Here is a 16,941-nt window from a genome sequence, read left to right on the forward strand (position 1 = left end):
CGGCGCTTACCGAATGGTCAGCAGCCCCTGCACCAGCGCCTGTAGATCCAGGCCATTGACCCGCTTGACCTGTTCGATCATCGCTTCAGGCCAGCACTGCATGCCCAGGCACGCCCCCAACATGGCCCCGAGCATCGCGGCGATGGTGTCGGTATCGCCCCCCAGGCTGGCGGCCAGGCACAGGGCTTCAAATGCGTTCATTTCGCCCGACGCCACTTGCTGCGCGAGGGCGAACGACACCACCACCGACTCCTGGGACGCGACGGAGGTGCCGATCAATTCATAGAGCAGGTCGGCGAACAGCGCCTTGTCGCCACTGCCGACGCTCAAGGTCCGCGCCCAACTGATGCGCGTGGAAATACGCCCGCCCGCAATCCAGTGGCCATGGCTTTCGGCTTGCTGGGCGAGCTGGGTGCCGATGTTCAACGCTTCGCCCAGGTCCACACCGTTGATGCCCGCCGATACCACGGCGGCCACCGCCGCCGCACTGGAGATGCCCAGGGTGGTGTTGTGGGTGACCTGGCACGCCTGGATCACCGCCTGGAGAAACTGCGCCGGGTCGCGCACATCGGCGGCGATGCCCACCGGCGTGATGCGCATCGCCGCGCCATTGGTGGTGCCGTAGCGTCCGGCTTCTTCCGGGGTGTGCCCGGCGAGGATCATGTCGATGGCGCGCTTGGTCGAAGGCCCGAGCAAATCCTGGGAGCCCTTGGCACGCATCACCGCTTCCCAGTCGATCAGGCGCTGGGCGAGCACAGTGGGGTCGATCTTGCCGTGGCCTTCCACCAGCAACTCGCCGACCAGAATCGCCTGTTCGGTGTCATCGGTGATGGAGCCAGCGGGCATGTTCGGCGCGATGGGCTGGTTGGCGTCAGCATCTTCCAGGGCAGTGATCGCACCGAAGCGCGCCTTGACCTGTTCACGGCTCAAGGATTGGGTGGGCATGCCCAAGGCATCGCCCAGGGCCAGGCCATAGAAAGCGCCAAGAGCGCGAAGCATCGGGGTCATTTCGACGTTCCAAACTGCAGGTGCAGGCGAAAGTGCAGAGGGTCGAGCAAGCTTTCGACGTGCTCCATGAAGCGCTCGCGACGGTCGTAGGTGGTACGCGAAGCCTTGAGAAATACCGTGCCTGCCGGGCGACCGAGCAATTCGGCGTCTTCCTCGCTCAGCGGCTCGGCACCGATCCACTGGTCGCCCTCGGCGCCGACATAACCGTAGGCGGCCAGGGTGATGGTCAGGGAGTTGTCGATCAGGCCCACACGGGGCAGGCTTTCCAGGCCACCGGTCGCCGGCATCAGCGAGCGTTCCAGGGACACGGCGGTGCCATCGGTGGTGCGCCGACGGCGGTCGAGGGCAATAAATTGATCGTTGCCGAAACGGCTGAGCAGGTCCGCGCGGGTCACGGCTTCGAAGCGCAGGATATCGGTGGTCACCAGCGCGCCCGTGTCGGCCAGGGCCTGGGCCCAACCGCTGCGCTGGTCAAGCACCATGCCGTCAAAGGTGACGATGGAACCCACGCCACTCTGGGTGGCAATGTAATTACGGCGCTTGAGCTCGGCCAGGGCCTCGCGCAAGGTGCCACGACTGACCGCAAACTCTTCGGCCAACTGGTGCTCGCCCGGTAGCAGGAAACCGTCGGCCATCACCCCACCCTCGATACGGCGGATGAGCTCGTCGACGACGCGTTTTTTCTTATCAAATCGAACATGTCTAATCATGTACAAATTGATAACCGAAAGCGCCCGATCACAGCAAGCGAATTATTTCAAAGAGATGAAAAAACCGCCCTCAGGACTCCCGCCCGATACGGAAAAACTCCCCGCCACTCCACACACCGAGCCAGTTCTGACCGTTGATCGGACGGCTCACGGCCAGCTCCACCAATTGGTAGAACACATTGCGGTGAATCAGCGCTTCGAGGTTGGTGCGCACACGCAGATAGGGGGACGGTTCCTGGGTGTCGGGGTCGATCACTACCCGCAGCGGGTGTTCGAGGCCAGCCTCGATTTGATCATCGACGTTGGTGGTAAAGCGCAACACCTGGCTTTCGCCCTGCCCTTCGACATCCAGGGTTACCGCGACAAAGGGCGCATCATCGACGCTGATGCCCACCTTTTCTACAGGGGTGACCAAGAAGTAATCGTCGCCATCACGGCGAAGGATGTTGGAGAACAACTTGACCATCGGCTTACGCCCGATGGGCGTGCCCTGGTAGAACCAGGTGCCATCACGGGCGATACGCATGTCGATATGGCCGCAGAAGTCCGGGTTCCACAGATGCACCGGCGCCGGCCCCTTGCCCTTGGGCAGTTGGGCCAACAGGTCATTGGCCTTGGCGGAATCGGTCATGGTGTTATCCCTCTTTTACGTGCTGGCCTTACTGGTCCCCCATGCCCAGCAGGCCTCGGGCGTACTGCGCCAGGGGCCGGGCAATCAGATCTTCGGGCTTGTTGTCGTGGAACGTCAGTAAACCGCCACGATTGCGAATACGTGCAGTATCAATCAAATACTGGGTGCTGGTCTCGATCAACATGATCTGGATCACACCGCTGTCCAGGCCGAGGCGGTCGAGGGCCTGCTGGTCGGTCCACTCATCGGCGTTGCCGATACGGTCATCCGCCGCGGCAAAACGGCAGTACAACAAGTAATGGGCACCGGCCGCACGGGCTTCGGCCATGGCCTGCTCAAGCCCTTCGGGCTGACGGGCGCGGCGCACCATGGGGAAGTACTCGACGAAGCCGTTGAAGGCTTCCTCGGCTACCACGTTCGGGCGCGGATAGGCACTGCCCGGTGGCACGAAAGCGCCTTGGGCGATAAACACAAAGGAGTCCGGCTGGATGCGAACCGAGGCGGTACGGCGAGTATCGCTATGGTCGAGCAAGCCGGCATCGCTCATCTGATAGCGGGTGCCTTCGGCCATATCGCTGACGGTCATGCAACCACTCAACGTCAACGACGCCAGCAACAAAACCAGACTACGCATCCTAATCCTCCAGAAGCCGGTGACGGAAAACCGGCGAATGGGCTCAAGATGCAGGTTCTGCGCCAGCTTGAGGGCAGCTCAAATCAAATGTGGGTGATGTGTCATCTTCGGGATAGCGTTAGCCGCCGATGATCTTCATGACCGTCGCGCCGCCGGAGAACGCGACTTCCTGTTTATCGCCCAGCGCCTTGACCAACAGGCCCTGCAAGGCCGGCAGCGCCTGGTGGCGCGGCTTGTCCAGCAGGTCGCCGACGTAGTGCCGGTTGCTCGACGACAGGCAGCCATGCAACCAACCGGTCGACGACAGCCGCAACCGCGAGCAGGTACGGCAGAACGGCACGCTTTCGTTGGCGATCACGCCAAAAAAGCCTTTACCCGGCACTTCGTAGCGAACGGCCGTGGCATCTACCGGTGCGTTGGCTTGCAGGTACTCATGGTGTTCGCCGATCAGGCCAAGCAGTTGCTGCAAACTGACGAATTGCTGCAGAAACGCATTGGAGTCCTTGGCCAGGTGGCCCATGCGCATCAACTCGATAAAGCGCAATTCATAGCCACGCTCCAGGCAATAGTCGAGCAGGGGCATCACCTGGTCGAGGTTCTGCCCGCGCAACGGCACCATATTGACCTTGATCTTGATCCCGGCCGCGCGGGCCTGGTCCATGCCATCGAGCACGGTGGCCAGGTCACCGCCACGGGCGATGCTGCGGAAGGCGTCGGCGTCCAGGGTGTCGAGGGAAACGTTGATACGCCGGATACCGGCGTCCACCAGCAGCGGCAGTTTGCGCGCAAGTAACTGGCCATTAGTGGTCAGGCTGATATCACTGAGGCCCATCCCGCCCACGGCGCCCATGAAGGCTTCGAGTTTGGGGCTGACCAGCGGCTCGCCGCCGGTGATACGCAGGCGCTCGATACCCGCCGCTTCAATCAGATAGGCCACGCCACGGGCCATGGCCTCGGCCGAGAGTTCGTCCTGGGCAGCCACCAGCCGCTTGCCGTTTGGCACGCAGTAGGTACACGCGTAATTGCAGGCTGAGGTCAGGCTGATCCGCAAATTGCGAAAACGCCTGCCTTGACGATCAACGATCATGGATCACTCCGGCAGAGGATGATTCGGGGCGCGCTAAAAACTGACTGATAAATCAGCTTTTAGCAAGATCCTTGCCTGAGTATATTCCTGGGTTACTGCACCTGGCAGCAAATCATTACGTGGCAGGCGTTTCAGCGGGGGCGTGTGGCTGCTCGGTGCTGTGCTTGCGCTTGTTGCCCATGCGCACACCGATGTCCATCAGGAACTGGAAGAAACCTTCCTGATCTTCCAGCACATTGCTCCAGAACGGCGAGTGGTACAGCGCCACGGCGCCATGCACCAAGGCCCAGGCGGCACAGTAGTGGAAGTACGGCGGCACATCTTCGAGCTTGCCTTCACTGATGCGACCCTTGATCAGCAGGGTCAGGCGTTCGAAGTTCGAGGCGCGGATCTTGTGCAGTTCCTCGACCATTTCCGGCACCTGGTGGCCCTTGACCACTTTTTCTTCCAGGCGGTCGAACAGGCGATAGCGCTGCGGGTCACGCATGCGGAATTCGAAATAGGCCCGGGACAGGGCCTCCTTGTCCTTGTCGACATCGGCCGAGTGCAGCAACTCGTTCAAGTCGCGCTCGTAGTCGAGCATCAGGCGCAGGTAGATTTCGGCCTTGGATTTGAAATGCTTGTAGATCGTGCCTTTGCCGATACCCACGGCATCCGCAATCATCTCGACGGTGACGCTGTCTTCACCTTGTTCGAGGAACAACTTGAGTGCAGTGTCGAGAATTTCCTGCTCACGGCGGCGAAACTCACGGACCTTACGGGGTTCTTTGTGCATGAGGAAGAGGTCTGCAGAGGTCGGTATTAGGGAGGGTTGCGCAGGGCCACGGATACGTGGCGATACGATTTACCCGATGCGAGGGATTATCCCGACTGAACGGTCGTTGGGCAACGTCTATGTGAACCCGTTGCGCACTTTACTTTCAGTCCGCCAACGATTTCATGCTTATCAGTCAGAAATAATACGCAACAACTACAGCTGGGCACCGGCTCAATGAGAACTCAAGCGAAGCGCACGTATTCCAAATCTGTTTAAGAAACGACCAGCCGCGACTGGACTGAATCGGATACTGATCAATACTTCAACTGTCGGCGCGACATCTCCCCCAAGTGAAGCGTCGACCTGGGTACCAACGGACCGCGTGCCCTTGTTTTACTCCTAATGGTCTTAGCCCGGATTCGCCCCCCCAGAACCCGGGTTTTTTTTGCCTGCGATTTGTCCGGCCCCGTTACCCGGCCACATGGGCCTGCGGGAACAGGCGCTTGAAGTTCGCAGTGGTCTGTTCGGCAAAGCGCTCATATGACTCACCGCGCAGCATCGCCAGGTAATCCGCCACATCCCGCACATACTCCGGCAGGTTTGGCTTGCCGCGATGGGGGATGGGCGCCAGATACGGCGAGTCGGTTTCCACCAGCAGACGGTCGACCGGTACTTGGCGCGCCACATCCCGCAAGGCATCGGCATTGCGGAAGGTCACGATGCCCGACAGGGAGATATAGAACCCCAGGTCCAGGGCGGCCTTGGCCATGTCCCAGTCTTCGGTGAAACAATGCAGCACGCCTGCCTGGGGGAGCGCGGCTTCGCGCAGCAGGGCCAGGGTATCGGCGCGAGCACCGCGGGTGTGGACAATCACTGGTTTGCCGGTCTGCCGGGCGGCTTGCAGGTGCAGGCGAAACGATGCCTGCTGCAACTCGGCGGCTTCGGGTTCGTAGTGGTAATCCAGGCCGGTCTCGCCAATGGCGACCACGCGCGGGTGGTTCAGCTCCCCCAACAGCCAGTCGAGGGCCGGGGCCTCACCGGGCTTGAGGTCCAACGGGTGGACACCCACCGAGCAATCCACATCGGCATAGCGATCGGCGAGGGCTTTGACGTCAGCGGCGTTGTCGGCACTGACGCCGATGCACAGGAAGTGCCCTACCCCGCGCTGACGGGCGGCTTCGAGGGCGGCATCAAGGGAACCGCCATGCTGGGCAAGGTCAAGGCGATCAAGGTGGCAATGGGAATCTACGAGCATAGGAAATTACGACTTAGGTCACGGAAAGGGCCTGGCCAACGATACACCCGTCGGCCACGGAAATTAACGGCGGCCGAGCAAGCCGACCCACTGCACCAGCAGCGCTTCGAGCAACAGCACGCGGTTGAGGTTGGCCTTGCCGAGCACCTTCTGGCGCTGGGCGAGGATCCAGTCCTGGATATTGAGCACCTTGTCCTGGGCACTTTTCTGCGCCAGGTACTGCACCACCTTGCGCATGTCCGGCAGGCCCAGGCCCTGTTCATCCTGGGTCAACTGGTAGCGCAGGATCAGGCTCGACCAGTCGCAGAACCAGTCGAACAGCAGCAGCAAGGGGATGTCTTTCCAGGCGGCTTCGGCCAACTGAGTAGCGGACAGCTCCTGCTTGAGCAGTTTTTTCACGCCATCCACCACCAGCGCCCGTTGCTCGCGCACGCCCTGGGCGTGCAGCTTCACCGCTGCCAGGGGGGAACCGGCGGCCAGGGTCAGCAACTCGACCCGTTCGTCTTCGGCGCACTCCGGCAGCGCCTGTGCCAGCCACTGCAAGCTCATGGCCTCGCTCGGCAACGGGCACGCCTGCTGCACGCACCGGCTGCGAATGGTCGGCAACAAGCGGCTGGACTGGTGACTGACCAACAACAGCACCGTATCGCCGGAAGGTTCTTCCAGGCTTTTGAGCAAGGCGTTGGCGGCATTGATGTTCATCGCTTCCACCGGCTCGATCAACACCACCTTGCGCCCGCCCATCTGTGCGGTTTGCACCACGAAACCGACAAGGTCGCGGACCTGGTCGACCTTGATCGCCTTGTCGGCTTCCTCAGGCTCCAGCAGATAGTTGTCCGGGTGGCTACCGGCCTTGAGCAACAGGCAGGATTTGCACTCGCCGCAGGCTTCCAGGTTGACCGGACGCTGGCACAACAGGCTGGCCATCAGGCGTTCGGCGAGGGCGCGCTTGCCGATCCCCGCCGGCCCGTGCAGCAAATAGGCGTGGGCGTGCTGGGCACGGCCGGCCAACTGCTGCCAGAGGCTATCCTGCCAGGGGTAGGCTTCAGCCACGGGCGCGCTCCAGCAGTGTCGGCAACAAAGCGTCAATGGCCTGTTGCACCCGGGCCAGCGGCTGCGCGGCGTCCAGCAGGTAATAACGCGCCGGTTCAGCCTTGGCGCGCGCAAGGAATGCGCTGCGCACCGCCTCGAAAAACGCCTGGCCTTCCAGCTCGAAGCGATCGAGGCGACCACGGGCACTGGCACGCGCCAGGCCGACTTCTACCGGGAGGTCGAACACCAGAGTCAGGTCAGGGCGCAAATCGCCCTGCACAAAGGTTTCCAGGGTGGCAATGCGCTCCAGCGACAAGCCCCGGCCACCGCCCTGGTAGGCATAGGTGGAATCGGTGAAGCGATCACAAATCACCACCGCACCTCGGGCCAGGGCCGGGCGAATCACCTCGGCCAGGTGCTGGGCACGTGCGGCAAACACCAGCAACAGCTCGGTGTCCGGGTTCATCTGTTCGTCACCTGGGGTCAGCAGCACCTCGCGGATACGCTCGGCCAGCGGCGTGCCGCCCGGTTCACGGGTCAACACCACTTCGATACCCTCGGCGCGCAAGCACTCGGCCAGGTAATCGCGGTTGGTGCTTTTGCCGGCGCCTTCCGGGCCTTCCAGGGTAATAAACAAGCCAGTCACAGGCAGTCCTTAGTCAGAGTCATTGCGGGCTTTGCGGCGCGACGGTGTCCGGTGCAGGCTCCGCCGGCGCTTGAGCTGGAGTATCGGCGGGGGGCGTCGGGTCTTCCGGCGGTTTTACCACCGGCGCCGGGCTGGAGCGATAATCGGCGCGACGCTTGAGCTGGAACTCACGCACGGCGGCATTATGCGCATCCAGGTTATCGGAGAAAATATGGCTGCCATCGCCACGGGCGACGAAATACAGGCTGCTGCCCGGCACCGGGTTCAGCGCAGCATGAATCGCCTCGCGGCCGACCATGGCGATCGGCGTCGGCGGCAGACCGGCCACCATGTAGGTGTTGTAGGGGTTGGCTTCCTTGAGGTGGGCGCGGGTCAACTTGCCGTTGTAGCGCTCCCCCAGGCCGTAGATCACCGTCGGGTCGGTCTGCAGGAGCATGCCGATCTTCATGCGGCGCACGAATACCCCGGCGATCTGCCCACGTTCTTCCGGTACACCGGTCTCTTTCTCCACCAGGGAGGCCATGATCAGCGCTTGGTAAGGGTCGGTGTACGGCACATCAGCGGCGCGCTTGCTCCATTCCTGAGCGAGTACATCGTCCAGGCGGTTGTAGGCTTTTTTCAGGAATTCGACATCGGTCATGCCGCGCACGAAACGGTAGGTATCAGGAAAGAACCGACCTTCAGGGAACACGCCGGGATGGCCAAGCTTGTCCATCACCTCGCTGTCACTCAGGCCCGAGAGGGTCTGTACGATTTTTTCATGCTTGGCCAGGGCCGAACGAACCTGGCGAAAATTCCAGCCCTCCACCAGGGTCAGGCTGTATTGCACCACTTCGCCACGTTGCCACAGGCCAATCAGGCCCTGGGCGGTCATCCCAGGCGTCATGCGGTATTCGCCGCTGTGCAGCGGCTGTCCATCGAGGTTGAAACGCCAGTACAGGCGCAGCCAGAAGGCACCTTCGAGCACACCCTCGGCCTCCAGGCGATTGAAGGTGCCCGTGGGGGTGGCCCCTGCCGGCACATCAAGCAACTGCTCCTGCGTCAGGTTCAGCGGCTGCTTCAGGGAGGAATCGAGTTTCCAGGCGGAAAACCCCAACAGCAACGCCGCCGAGAACACACCGATCAGCAGCAGTACAACCAGTTTTCGTATCAACTCAAATATCCAATAGTGCGCGAACAATGCCCTGCAGTTTACGGGTGAGCGGGCCAACCGACCAGCTCATCGCAGCACAGTCGCGCACCGGCCAAATGCCATAAACGCTGTTGCACACAAAGACTTCATCAGCCTGTTGCAACTGCTCAAGGCTGATATCAGCCACGGCCACCGGGATGCCCAGCGCTTGTGCCTGGGCCAGGACCTCGGCGCGCATGACACCGGCAACCCCGCAACGCGCCAGATCGGCGGTTAGTAACAAGCCGTTGCAAACCAGGAACAAGTTGCTGAACACGCCCTCGATGACGCGTCCGGACCTATCCAGCATCAAGCCCTCGGCATGCTCGGCGTCTTGCCATTCGGCGCGGGCAAGCACTTGCTCCAGGCGGTTGAGGTGCTTGAGACCCGCCAATAGCGGTTGTTCGGACAAGCGGGTGGCACACGGAAACAGGCGGATACCGTCGGTTCCATAGGCCGGGGGATAAGTGGCGGGCGGACTGCCCAGCAAGATCCGACGCACGGGAGCGCCGGGGTTGATGCCATAACCGCGCAGGCTGTCGCCGCGGGTGAGCATCAACTTGAGAACACCGTCGCCGAGGGCGGCGGCATAAGCCAGCACTTCGCTGCGGATCAGCGCCGGATCCGCAACCAGTGCCAACCGCCTGCAGCCCTCGTCGAGGCGGTGCAGGTGGCGGTCGAGCAGCACGGGCTGCCCGGCCTTGACGGCAATCGTCTCAAACAAGCCGTCGCCATAAGCCAGGCCACGATCCTTCAGGGGCACGCTGTCCGCTGGCTGACCGTCGACCCAGCTGTGCATCACTCGGCGAACCGGCGGAACACCAGGGAACCGTTGGTGCCACCGAAACCGAACGAGTTGGAGATCACCACGTCGATCGGCATCGGCTGTGCTTCGTGAGGCACGAAGTTCAGGTCGCAACCTTCGTCCGGCTCATCGAGGTTGATGGTCGGCGGAGCGACCTGATCCTTGAGGGCCATCACACTGAAGATCGCCTCGACCGCGCCCGCCGCACCCAACAGATGGCCGGTCATGGACTTGGTAGAGCTGACCGCCAGCTTGTAGGCATGGTCGCCGAACACCGACCTGATGGCTTCGGCTTCCGCCAGGTCGCCAGTCGGGGTCGAGGTGCCGTGGGCGTTGATGTACTGCACCTGGTCCGGGTTGACCTTCGCATCGCGCAGGGCGTTGGTAATGCAACGCGCAGCGCCAGCACCATCGGCCGGTGGCGAGGTCATGTGGTAGGCGTCGCCGCTCATGCCGAAGCCGATCAGCTCGGCGTAGATGGTGGCACCCCGCGCCTTGGCGTGTTCCAGTTCTTCGAGCACCAGGGCACCGGCACCGTCGGACAGTACGAAACCGTCACGGCCCTTGTCCCATGGACGGCTGGCACGGGTCGGTTCGTCATTGCGCGTCGACAGCGCACGGGATGCGCCGAAGCCGCCCATGCCCAGGCCACAGGCGGCCATTTCGGCGCCACCGGCGATCATCACATCCGCCTCGTCATAGGCGATATTGCGCGCCGCCATGCCGATGCAGTGAGTGCCCGTGGTGCACGCCGTGGCAATGGCGTAGTTAGGTCCCTGGGCACCCAAGTGGATGGACAGGAAACCGGAAATCATATTGATGATCGAGCCCGGAACGAAGAACGGTGAAATTCGACGGGGGCCGGAATCATGCAGCGTGCGACTGGTTTCTTCGATATTGGTCAGACCGCCAATACCCGATCCCATGGCGACGCCGATACGCTCACGGTTGGCGTCGGTCACTTCCAGGCCGGCGTTACGCACTGCCTGAAAACCGGCTGCCAGGCCGTATTGAATGAACAGGTCGAGTTTGCGGGACTCTTTGACCGAGAGATATTCCTCGACATTGAAACCCTTTACCGAGCCGCCAAAACGGGTGGAATAGGCAGAAAGGTCCGTGTGTTCGATCAGACCAATACCACTGCGGCCAGCCAGAATGCCCTGCCAACTGCTCGGCACATCCGTACCCAGTGGCGACAACATACCCATACCGGTGACTACGACGCGTCTACGCGACACAGCACTCTCCTTTTTCTTGATGACGACACTTTGCTTCAGAGCCACTTTTCATCAGAGCTAAAGAAAAAACCGCACGCCGTTACAGCAGTGCGGTTTTTCCCTGACAGCAAGCGACGACTACAAACTATTACGCCTGGTGGCTAGTAACGTAGTCGATAGCAGCTTGAACAGTAGTGATTTTTTCAGCTTCTTCGTCCGGGATTTCGGTCTCGAATTCCTCTTCCAGAGCCATCACCAGCTCAACGGTGTCAAGGGAATCGGCACCCAGGTCTTCTACGAAGGAAGCAGTGTTGATCACTTCTTCTTCTTTGACGCCCAGTTGCTCGGCAACGATTTTCTTGACGCGCTCTTCGATGGTGCTCATACCTTGTTTAACTCCTAATGGACAAATTCAGGCAGCTGGCCAGTGGGTAAGTGTATAGAAAGCCATTTCAGCTTTTCAACTGAAAGCTTCACCCTGTACCCCGTAGGCCACCTGCCTATAAATTAAGTTGCAGCTTTATAACGGATTTTAGACAGCTCGTATGACATTTTTTTGAAGCGATCCGTCACAATTTAACTCATGTACATCCCGCCGTTCACCGGGATTGTAGCCCCAGTCACGTATGCCGCACCGTCGGATGCCAGGAAAGTGACCACATTCGCGATCTCTTGAGCCTGGCCCAGACGGCCCAGCGGAATCTGCGTCAGCAAGGCTTCACGCTGTGCTTCCGGCAGTTCGCGGGTCATATCGGTATCGATGAACCCTGGGGCCACCGAGTTGACCGTAATCGACCGCGAGCCGACTTCACGCGCCAATGCACGGCTGAAACCTTCCAGACCGGCCTTGGCGGCTGCGTAGTTTACTTGGCCTGCGTTGCCCATGGCACCCACTACAGAGCCAATATTGATAATTCGGCCCCAGCGCGCCTTGGTCATGCCGCGCAAAACGCCCTTGGACAGGCGAAACAGACTGTTCAAGTTGGTGTCGACCACGTCGTACCACTCGTCGTCTTTCATGCGCATCATCAGGTTATCGCGGGTGATACCGGCGTTATTCACCAGAATTGCCGGCGCACCGAACTGTGCGGTGATCTCGGCCAGTACCGCAGCCACGGACTCATCGCTGGTCACATTCAGCTCAAGGCCAGTGCCTTGGACACCGTTTTCCTTCAAGGTCGCGGCGATACGCTCGGCGCCCGAAGCGGAAGTGGCGGTGCCAATGACAACGGCGCCCTGACGGCCCAGTTCCAGGGCGATGGCCTGGCCAATGCCACGGCTGGCGCCGGTAACCAGTGCAACTTTACCTTGCAGACTCATGCAGGCTTCTCCTAAGTTCGGGGATCAGGGGTCAGGCCAGTGCCGCGAGAGCGGCAGCGAAGGCATCCGGGGTATTGAGATTGGCGGTCGACACACCGTCGGCGCAACGCTTGTTCAGGCCAGCCAGGACCTTGCCCGGGCCGCATTCAACCAGCTCGGTGGCGCCATTGGCGGCCAGCGTCTGTACCGACTCAACCCAGCGTACCGGCTTGTAGAGCTGCTCCAACAGGTCGCGCTTGAGGGTCTCGAGATCAGGCGCAACCGCCGCGCTGACGTTCTGCACCAGCGGAATCTGCGGCGCCTGCCAGTTGATGGCGGCGATGGACTCGGCAAACCGCTCGGCTGCCGGACGCATCAACTCGCAATGGGACGGCACGCTCACCGGCAACGGCAGCGCACGCTTGGCGCCACGGGCCTTGCAGCCTTCGATGGCACGCTCGACCGCCGCCTTGGCACCGGCGATCACCACCTGGCCAGGGGAGTTGAAGTTCACTGCGCTGACCACTTCGCCCTGAGCGGCTTCGGCGCAGGCCTCGATCACGACCGCATCGTCCAGGCCGAGGATAGCGGCCATGCCGCCCTGCCCGTCCGGAACGGCTTCCTGCATCAGTTGGCCACGACGCTCGACCAGCTTGACCGCCTCGCCCAGGGTCAGGCTGCCCGCCGCCACCAGGGCGCTGTATTCGCCCAGGCTATGACCGGCCACGAATGCCGGGCGTGCGCCGCCTTCAGCCAGCCACAGGCGCCACAGGGCAATCGAAGCGGTCAGGATCGCCGGTTGGGTTTTATCGGTTTGATTGAGTTGTTCTTCCGGCCCCTGCTGGGTCAACGCCCACAGGTCGTAACCCAGGGCATCGGAAGCTTCCTTGAAGGTTTCCAGGATCAGCGGATATTGCGCGCCCAGCTCGGCCAACATGCCGAGGGACTGCGAACCCTGCCCTGGAAAGACGAATGCGAGGGATGTAGACATGTAACAAGCCCCTAAATGATCAGGTCGTCGGAAATGGTCGCTCCCGATCTTAAAATGAATGGTGGGAGCGCACGAAACTGACAGATTGGATGGTCAATTGAACTGGTCGGTCACATTTAAGCATTCCCGAGCCGATTCGCCTAAGGCAACAGATCCTCTAGACGGCCGTGCAAACGTTGAGGCAGGTTTTCCTGGATCTCGATAAGCGCACGCGCAATAGCGCTTTGGAAGCCCTGCACCCCCGCCGAGCCGTGGCTTTTGACCACAATGCCCTGCAAGCCAAGAAAACTTGCGCCGTTATGCCGCGCTGGCGCCAGGTCAGCCTGCAGGCGACGCATCAACGGCAGCGCCAGGGCGCCCACCATGCGTGACGCCAGGCTCTGCTTGAACAACGCTTCGATGCGCATCGCGATCATGGTGGCCAGGCCTTCGCTGGACTTGAGCAGGATATTGCCGACAAAACCGTCGCACACCACCACATCCGCTTCGCCACGGTACAAACCGTCGCCTTCGACAAAGCCGATGTAGTTCAAGCCCCGCGCGCCCTGCAACAGGGTAGCGGCGAGCTTCACCTGCTGATTGCCCTTGATGTCCTCGGTACCGATGTTCAGCAAGGCCACTCGCGGCCGGACCACACCCAGCGCTTCGGCGGCCACCGAGCCCATCACGGCGAACTGAAACAGGTGCTCGGCACTGCAATCGACATTCGCGCCCAGGTCCAGCAGTTGGCAATAGCCTTTCTGCGTCGGAATCGCCGCCACCATCGCCGGCCGGTCAATCCCCGGCAGGGTCTTGAGCACATGCCGCGACAATGCCATCAATGCACCGGTATTGCCGGCGCTGACGCAGGCTTGCACCTTGCCGTCGTGCAACAACTCAAGGGCTACCCGCATCGAAGAATCGGGCTTGCCACGCAGGGCCGCCGCCGGCTTGTCATCCATGCTGATGGTTTCGCTGGCTGGCGTAATCGTCAGGCGCGCGCGATCCACCGCCGGATGGCTGGCAATCAGTTCTTCAAGGAGGGAGGGTTGACCGACAAGGGTCAGGTGCAGCGAGGGTGTGGCAGCCAGGCTGGCAATGCAGGCCTGAACAATGCTGCGGGGACCGAAGTCCCCGCCCATTGCGTCAATCGCGATGACTTGAGCAGACAAGTGATTACTCGTCAGCGCCCTTGTCGATCACTTTACGGCCACGGTATACGCCTTCTGGCGATACGTGGTGACGCAGGTGAACTTCACCGGTGGTCTTTTCTACGGACAGGGTGCTAGCCTCGAGAGCGTCGTGCGAACGACGCATGTCACGGGCAGAGCGGGATTTTTTGTTCTGCTGAACAGCCATAATTGATTAACTCCTAAACGTTTGGGTCACGCTTTAACTGCGCCAATACACTGAACGGGTTGGACCGCGTTACCTCGTCCTCGCTCGGTTCGGGCTCGTCATCGAGGCCCGCCGGCTGCTGGCATTCTTCCGGATGATGAGCAGGCACAATGGGCAAGGCGAGCAGAAGCTCCTCCTCGATCAGTGCATGCAGATCCAAAGGATCTTCGCCCAGTTCCAGCACGTCATAACCTTTCGGCAACGACTGGGTATTCGCACCCTCCTTCACCACAGCATAACTGCACTCGCTGTGGATCGGCAGGGTGACCAGCTCAAGACAACGCTGGCAAACCATTTTGACCTCGGTGTCGATAAAGCTGTGGATTACCACAGATTTACGTTCATCTCGTTCAAAAACGAATTTGGCCTGCACCGTACCGACAGTGTCGGAAAGCGGGTCGCAGAGTCTCTCCAAATCGGCCAGCAGCAACTCACCTTGAAGGGAAGTGCCACGATCAGCCAATTTGCGCGGGTCAACGTGAGGTGGAATCGGGTCATTCAACATAGGCGCAGCATTATAGGGATGCCCCCAGCCATGTCAAAGGAAATTCAGCCCTGTGCGTCGGCCGGTCGCCCCGCTAGAATCGGCGGCTGCCTTGAGGAGACGTCCATGCTGCCTTTATTACTCGCTTCCAGCTCGGTTTATCGCCGGGAATTGCTGAGCCGCCTGCACCTGCCGTTCACCTGCAGCTCGCCGGATATCGACGAAAGCCACGCTGCAAATGAGTCGGCCACGGATCTGGTCAAACGCCTGGCCGAACAGAAAGCCCGTGCCCTCGCCGCCAGCCATCCTGGACATTTGATCATCGGCTCCGACCAGGTCGCCGCGCTGGAAGGCCGCATCATCGGCAAGCCTCACACGTTCGAAAACGCGCGCGAGCAATTATTGGCTGCCAGTGGCAAACGTGTCAGTTTCCTCACCGGCCTGGCCCTGCTTAACAGCGAGACGGGGCACTGCCAGGTGGACTGCATACCCTTTACCGTGCACATGCGCGAGCTGGATGCAGCGCGCATCGAGCGCTACCTGCGGATCGAGCAGCCGTATGACTGCGCGGGCAGCTTCAAGGCTGAAGGGCTGGGCGTGAGCCTGTTCCAGAGCACCGAAGGGCCGGACGCGACCAGTCTTGTCGGCTTACCCCTGATTCGGCTGGTGGATATGCTACTCAGCGAAGGCGTGCAAATCCCTTAAGAACGCTGCAAAACCCAATGCGGGACGGGCGACGCGACGATTCGACTTGCTCCCGACAGCGGTAATTCAGTCAGCTTATCTGTAGCTGACCCACCGCTATCAGGGGCAAGCCCCCTCCCACCTCTATCGAAATCTCAGCGCAGCGCCGGGCCCTGGAAGCCCATGTACAGCGCCAGCTTCTCAGCCACGCTGGCACCGAGCTTCTTGGAGAAACGATCAAACGGCGATTCTTCAACGGTGAAATCCACCAGGTCCTTCTCGCCAATCACATCCCGCGCCACCGAACTGGCACTGCCCAAGCCATCGATCAGACCCAGTGGCAATGCTTGCTCGCCCGACCACACCAGACCGGAGAACAACTCCGGATGCTCTTTATCCTTCAGACGATCCCCACGCCCCTGCTTGACGCTGGCGATGAACTGGCGATGAGTGGTGTCGAGCACGCCTTGCCAGAACTGGGTTTCATCCGCCTTTTGCGGCTGGAACGGGTCAAGGAACGCCTTATGCTCGCCCGAGGTGTAGGTCCGACGCTCCACCCCCAGCTTCTCCATGGTGCCGACAAAACCATAACCGGCCGCCGTCACACCAATGGAGCCGACCAGGCTGGCCTTGTCGGCATAAATCTGGTCAGCGGCGCTTGCAATGTAATAGGCACCCGAAGCGCCGAGATCGGAAATGACCGCATACAGCTTGATCTCCGGATGCAGCCCGCGCAGGCGACGAATCTCGTCATACACATAGCCCGACTGCACCGGACTGCCACCGGGGCTGTTGATGCGCAGGATCACGCCCTTGACCTTGGGGTCTTCAAAGGCCGCGCGCAGGCTGCTGACAATATTGTCGGCGCTGGCGGACTCCTTGTCGGCGATCACCCCACGCACCTCGATCAGGGCCGTGTAGTGGCTGCCACGGGTGGCGCTTTTTTCCATGTCCATCAGCGGGCTGAACAGCGCCAGCATGCCCAGCAGGTAAACAAAGGTCAGCAGCTTGAAAAAAATCCCCCAACGCCGCGAACGACGCTGCTCCTGCACGCTGGCCAGGAGAGTCTTCTCCAACAGCTTCCAGCTTTTGTCATCGGCCTTGTCGTCACTGGCCTTTTCCGGTGCTTTCCACTCATCACTCATGCCAACTA

General features: G+C 61.1%; 20 protein-coding genes. 1 reads left to right on the plus strand and 19 read right to left on the minus strand.

The window, feature by feature from the left end:
- Positions 1 to 6: 6 nt before the first annotated feature.
- The 18 genes from QU606_RS27935 to QU606_RS28020 all read right to left on the minus strand — a co-directional run bounded on the left by QU606_RS27935 (position 7) and on the right by QU606_RS28020 (position 15,125).
- Positions 7 to 1,008: an ADP-ribosylglycohydrolase family protein gene (locus QU606_RS27935; protein ID WP_102624083.1), complete on the minus strand. Its 1,002-nt coding sequence runs from the start codon at positions 1,006 to 1,008 to the stop codon at positions 7 to 9.
- Entirely contained in the window at positions 1,005 to 1,718 is a 714-nt protein-coding gene (locus tag QU606_RS27940) for a GntR family transcriptional regulator (RefSeq protein WP_024076951.1), read from the minus strand. The genes QU606_RS27935 and QU606_RS27940 overlap by 4 nt, the downstream gene beginning before the upstream one ends.
- A gap of 70 nt (positions 1,719 to 1,788) precedes the next feature.
- Positions 1,789 to 2,349, minus strand: a complete 561-nt coding sequence (locus QU606_RS27945; RefSeq protein WP_304997856.1) for a DUF1285 domain-containing protein — start codon at positions 2,347 to 2,349, stop codon at positions 1,789 to 1,791.
- Between the two features lie 28 nt (positions 2,350 to 2,377).
- Entirely contained in the window at positions 2,378 to 2,983 is a 606-nt protein-coding gene (locus QU606_RS27950; RefSeq protein WP_024076953.1) for a DUF4823 domain-containing protein, read from the minus strand.
- A 118-nt stretch (positions 2,984 to 3,101) separates the two neighbouring features.
- The gene (locus QU606_RS27955; RefSeq protein WP_024076954.1) at positions 3,102 to 4,070 is read right to left on the minus strand and encodes a GTP 3',8-cyclase MoaA; all 969 of its coding nucleotides are present in this window, start codon (positions 4,068 to 4,070) and stop codon (positions 3,102 to 3,104) included.
- A gap of 115 nt (positions 4,071 to 4,185) precedes the next feature.
- Entirely contained in the window at positions 4,186 to 4,845 is a 660-nt protein-coding gene (locus QU606_RS27960) for a TetR/AcrR family transcriptional regulator (RefSeq protein WP_024076955.1), read from the minus strand.
- Positions 4,846 to 5,296: 451 nt separating this feature from the next.
- Positions 5,297 to 6,082, minus strand: a complete 786-nt coding sequence (locus QU606_RS27965) for a TatD family hydrolase (protein WP_069076845.1) — start codon at positions 6,080 to 6,082, stop codon at positions 5,297 to 5,299.
- A gap of 63 nt (positions 6,083 to 6,145) precedes the next feature.
- Positions 6,146 to 7,135, minus strand: a complete 990-nt coding sequence (locus tag QU606_RS27970) for a DNA polymerase III subunit delta' (RefSeq protein ID WP_024076957.1) — start codon at positions 7,133 to 7,135, stop codon at positions 6,146 to 6,148.
- On the minus strand, positions 7,128 to 7,760 hold the full coding sequence (gene tmk / locus QU606_RS27975) for a dTMP kinase (RefSeq protein WP_024076958.1): 633 nt from the start codon (positions 7,758 to 7,760) through the stop codon (positions 7,128 to 7,130). The genes QU606_RS27970 and tmk overlap by 8 nt, the downstream gene beginning before the upstream one ends.
- 19 nt (positions 7,761 to 7,779) lie before the next feature.
- A complete protein-coding gene (gene mltG / locus QU606_RS27980; RefSeq protein ID WP_024076959.1) occupies positions 7,780 to 8,913 on the minus strand; it encodes an endolytic transglycosylase MltG in 1,134 nt (377 codons plus the stop codon).
- A 1-nt stretch (position 8,914) separates the two neighbouring features.
- Positions 8,915 to 9,730 carry an aminodeoxychorismate lyase gene (gene pabC / locus QU606_RS27985; protein WP_102624085.1) on the minus strand — a complete coding sequence of 272 codons (816 nt, stop codon included), beginning with the start codon at positions 9,728 to 9,730 and terminating at the stop codon, positions 8,915 to 8,917.
- Complete coding sequence (gene fabF / locus QU606_RS27990; protein ID WP_304997857.1) at positions 9,730 to 10,974, minus strand: beta-ketoacyl-ACP synthase II; 1,245 nt, start codon at positions 10,972 to 10,974, stop codon at positions 9,730 to 9,732. The genes pabC and fabF overlap by 1 nt, the downstream gene beginning before the upstream one ends.
- A gap of 127 nt (positions 10,975 to 11,101) precedes the next feature.
- The gene (acpP, locus tag QU606_RS27995; RefSeq protein WP_024076962.1) at positions 11,102 to 11,338 is read right to left on the minus strand and encodes an acyl carrier protein; all 237 of its coding nucleotides are present in this window, start codon (positions 11,336 to 11,338) and stop codon (positions 11,102 to 11,104) included.
- 191 nt (positions 11,339 to 11,529) lie between these two features.
- Positions 11,530 to 12,273 carry a 3-oxoacyl-ACP reductase FabG gene (gene fabG, locus QU606_RS28000; RefSeq protein WP_015885432.1) on the minus strand — a complete coding sequence of 248 codons (744 nt, stop codon included), beginning with the start codon at positions 12,271 to 12,273 and terminating at the stop codon, positions 11,530 to 11,532.
- Positions 12,274 to 12,304: 31 nt separating this feature from the next.
- Positions 12,305 to 13,243, minus strand: a complete 939-nt coding sequence (gene fabD, locus QU606_RS28005; RefSeq protein WP_102624086.1) for an ACP S-malonyltransferase — start codon at positions 13,241 to 13,243, stop codon at positions 12,305 to 12,307.
- A 140-nt stretch (positions 13,244 to 13,383) separates the two neighbouring features.
- Positions 13,384 to 14,394, minus strand: coding sequence for a phosphate acyltransferase PlsX (plsX, locus tag QU606_RS28010; protein WP_024076964.1), 1,011 nt, complete (start codon positions 14,392 to 14,394; stop codon positions 13,384 to 13,386).
- A gap of 4 nt (positions 14,395 to 14,398) precedes the next feature.
- Positions 14,399 to 14,581: a 50S ribosomal protein L32 gene (rpmF, locus tag QU606_RS28015; protein ID WP_003179396.1), complete on the minus strand. Its 183-nt coding sequence runs from the start codon at positions 14,579 to 14,581 to the stop codon at positions 14,399 to 14,401.
- Between the two features lie 13 nt (positions 14,582 to 14,594).
- Positions 14,595 to 15,125: a YceD family protein gene (locus QU606_RS28020; RefSeq protein ID WP_010566563.1), complete on the minus strand. Its 531-nt coding sequence runs from the start codon at positions 15,123 to 15,125 to the stop codon at positions 14,595 to 14,597.
- 105 nt (positions 15,126 to 15,230) lie between these two features.
- Between QU606_RS28020 and QU606_RS28025 the strand changes: the two genes are divergently transcribed.
- The gene (locus QU606_RS28025) at positions 15,231 to 15,809 is read left to right on the plus strand and encodes a nucleoside triphosphate pyrophosphatase (RefSeq protein ID WP_024076965.1); all 579 of its coding nucleotides are present in this window, start codon (positions 15,231 to 15,233) and stop codon (positions 15,807 to 15,809) included.
- Between the two features lie 134 nt (positions 15,810 to 15,943).
- On the opposite strand, the gene QU606_RS28030 is transcribed toward QU606_RS28025, so the two are convergent.
- Positions 15,944 to 16,933: a S49 family peptidase gene (locus tag QU606_RS28030; protein WP_024076966.1), complete on the minus strand. Its 990-nt coding sequence runs from the start codon at positions 16,931 to 16,933 to the stop codon at positions 15,944 to 15,946.
- Positions 16,934 to 16,941: the final 8 nt, after the last annotated feature.

It is taken from the genome of Pseudomonas sp. OVF7 (assembly GCF_030644265.1).
Classification (GTDB): domain Bacteria; phylum Pseudomonadota; class Gammaproteobacteria; order Pseudomonadales; family Pseudomonadaceae; genus Aquipseudomonas; species Aquipseudomonas gorinensis.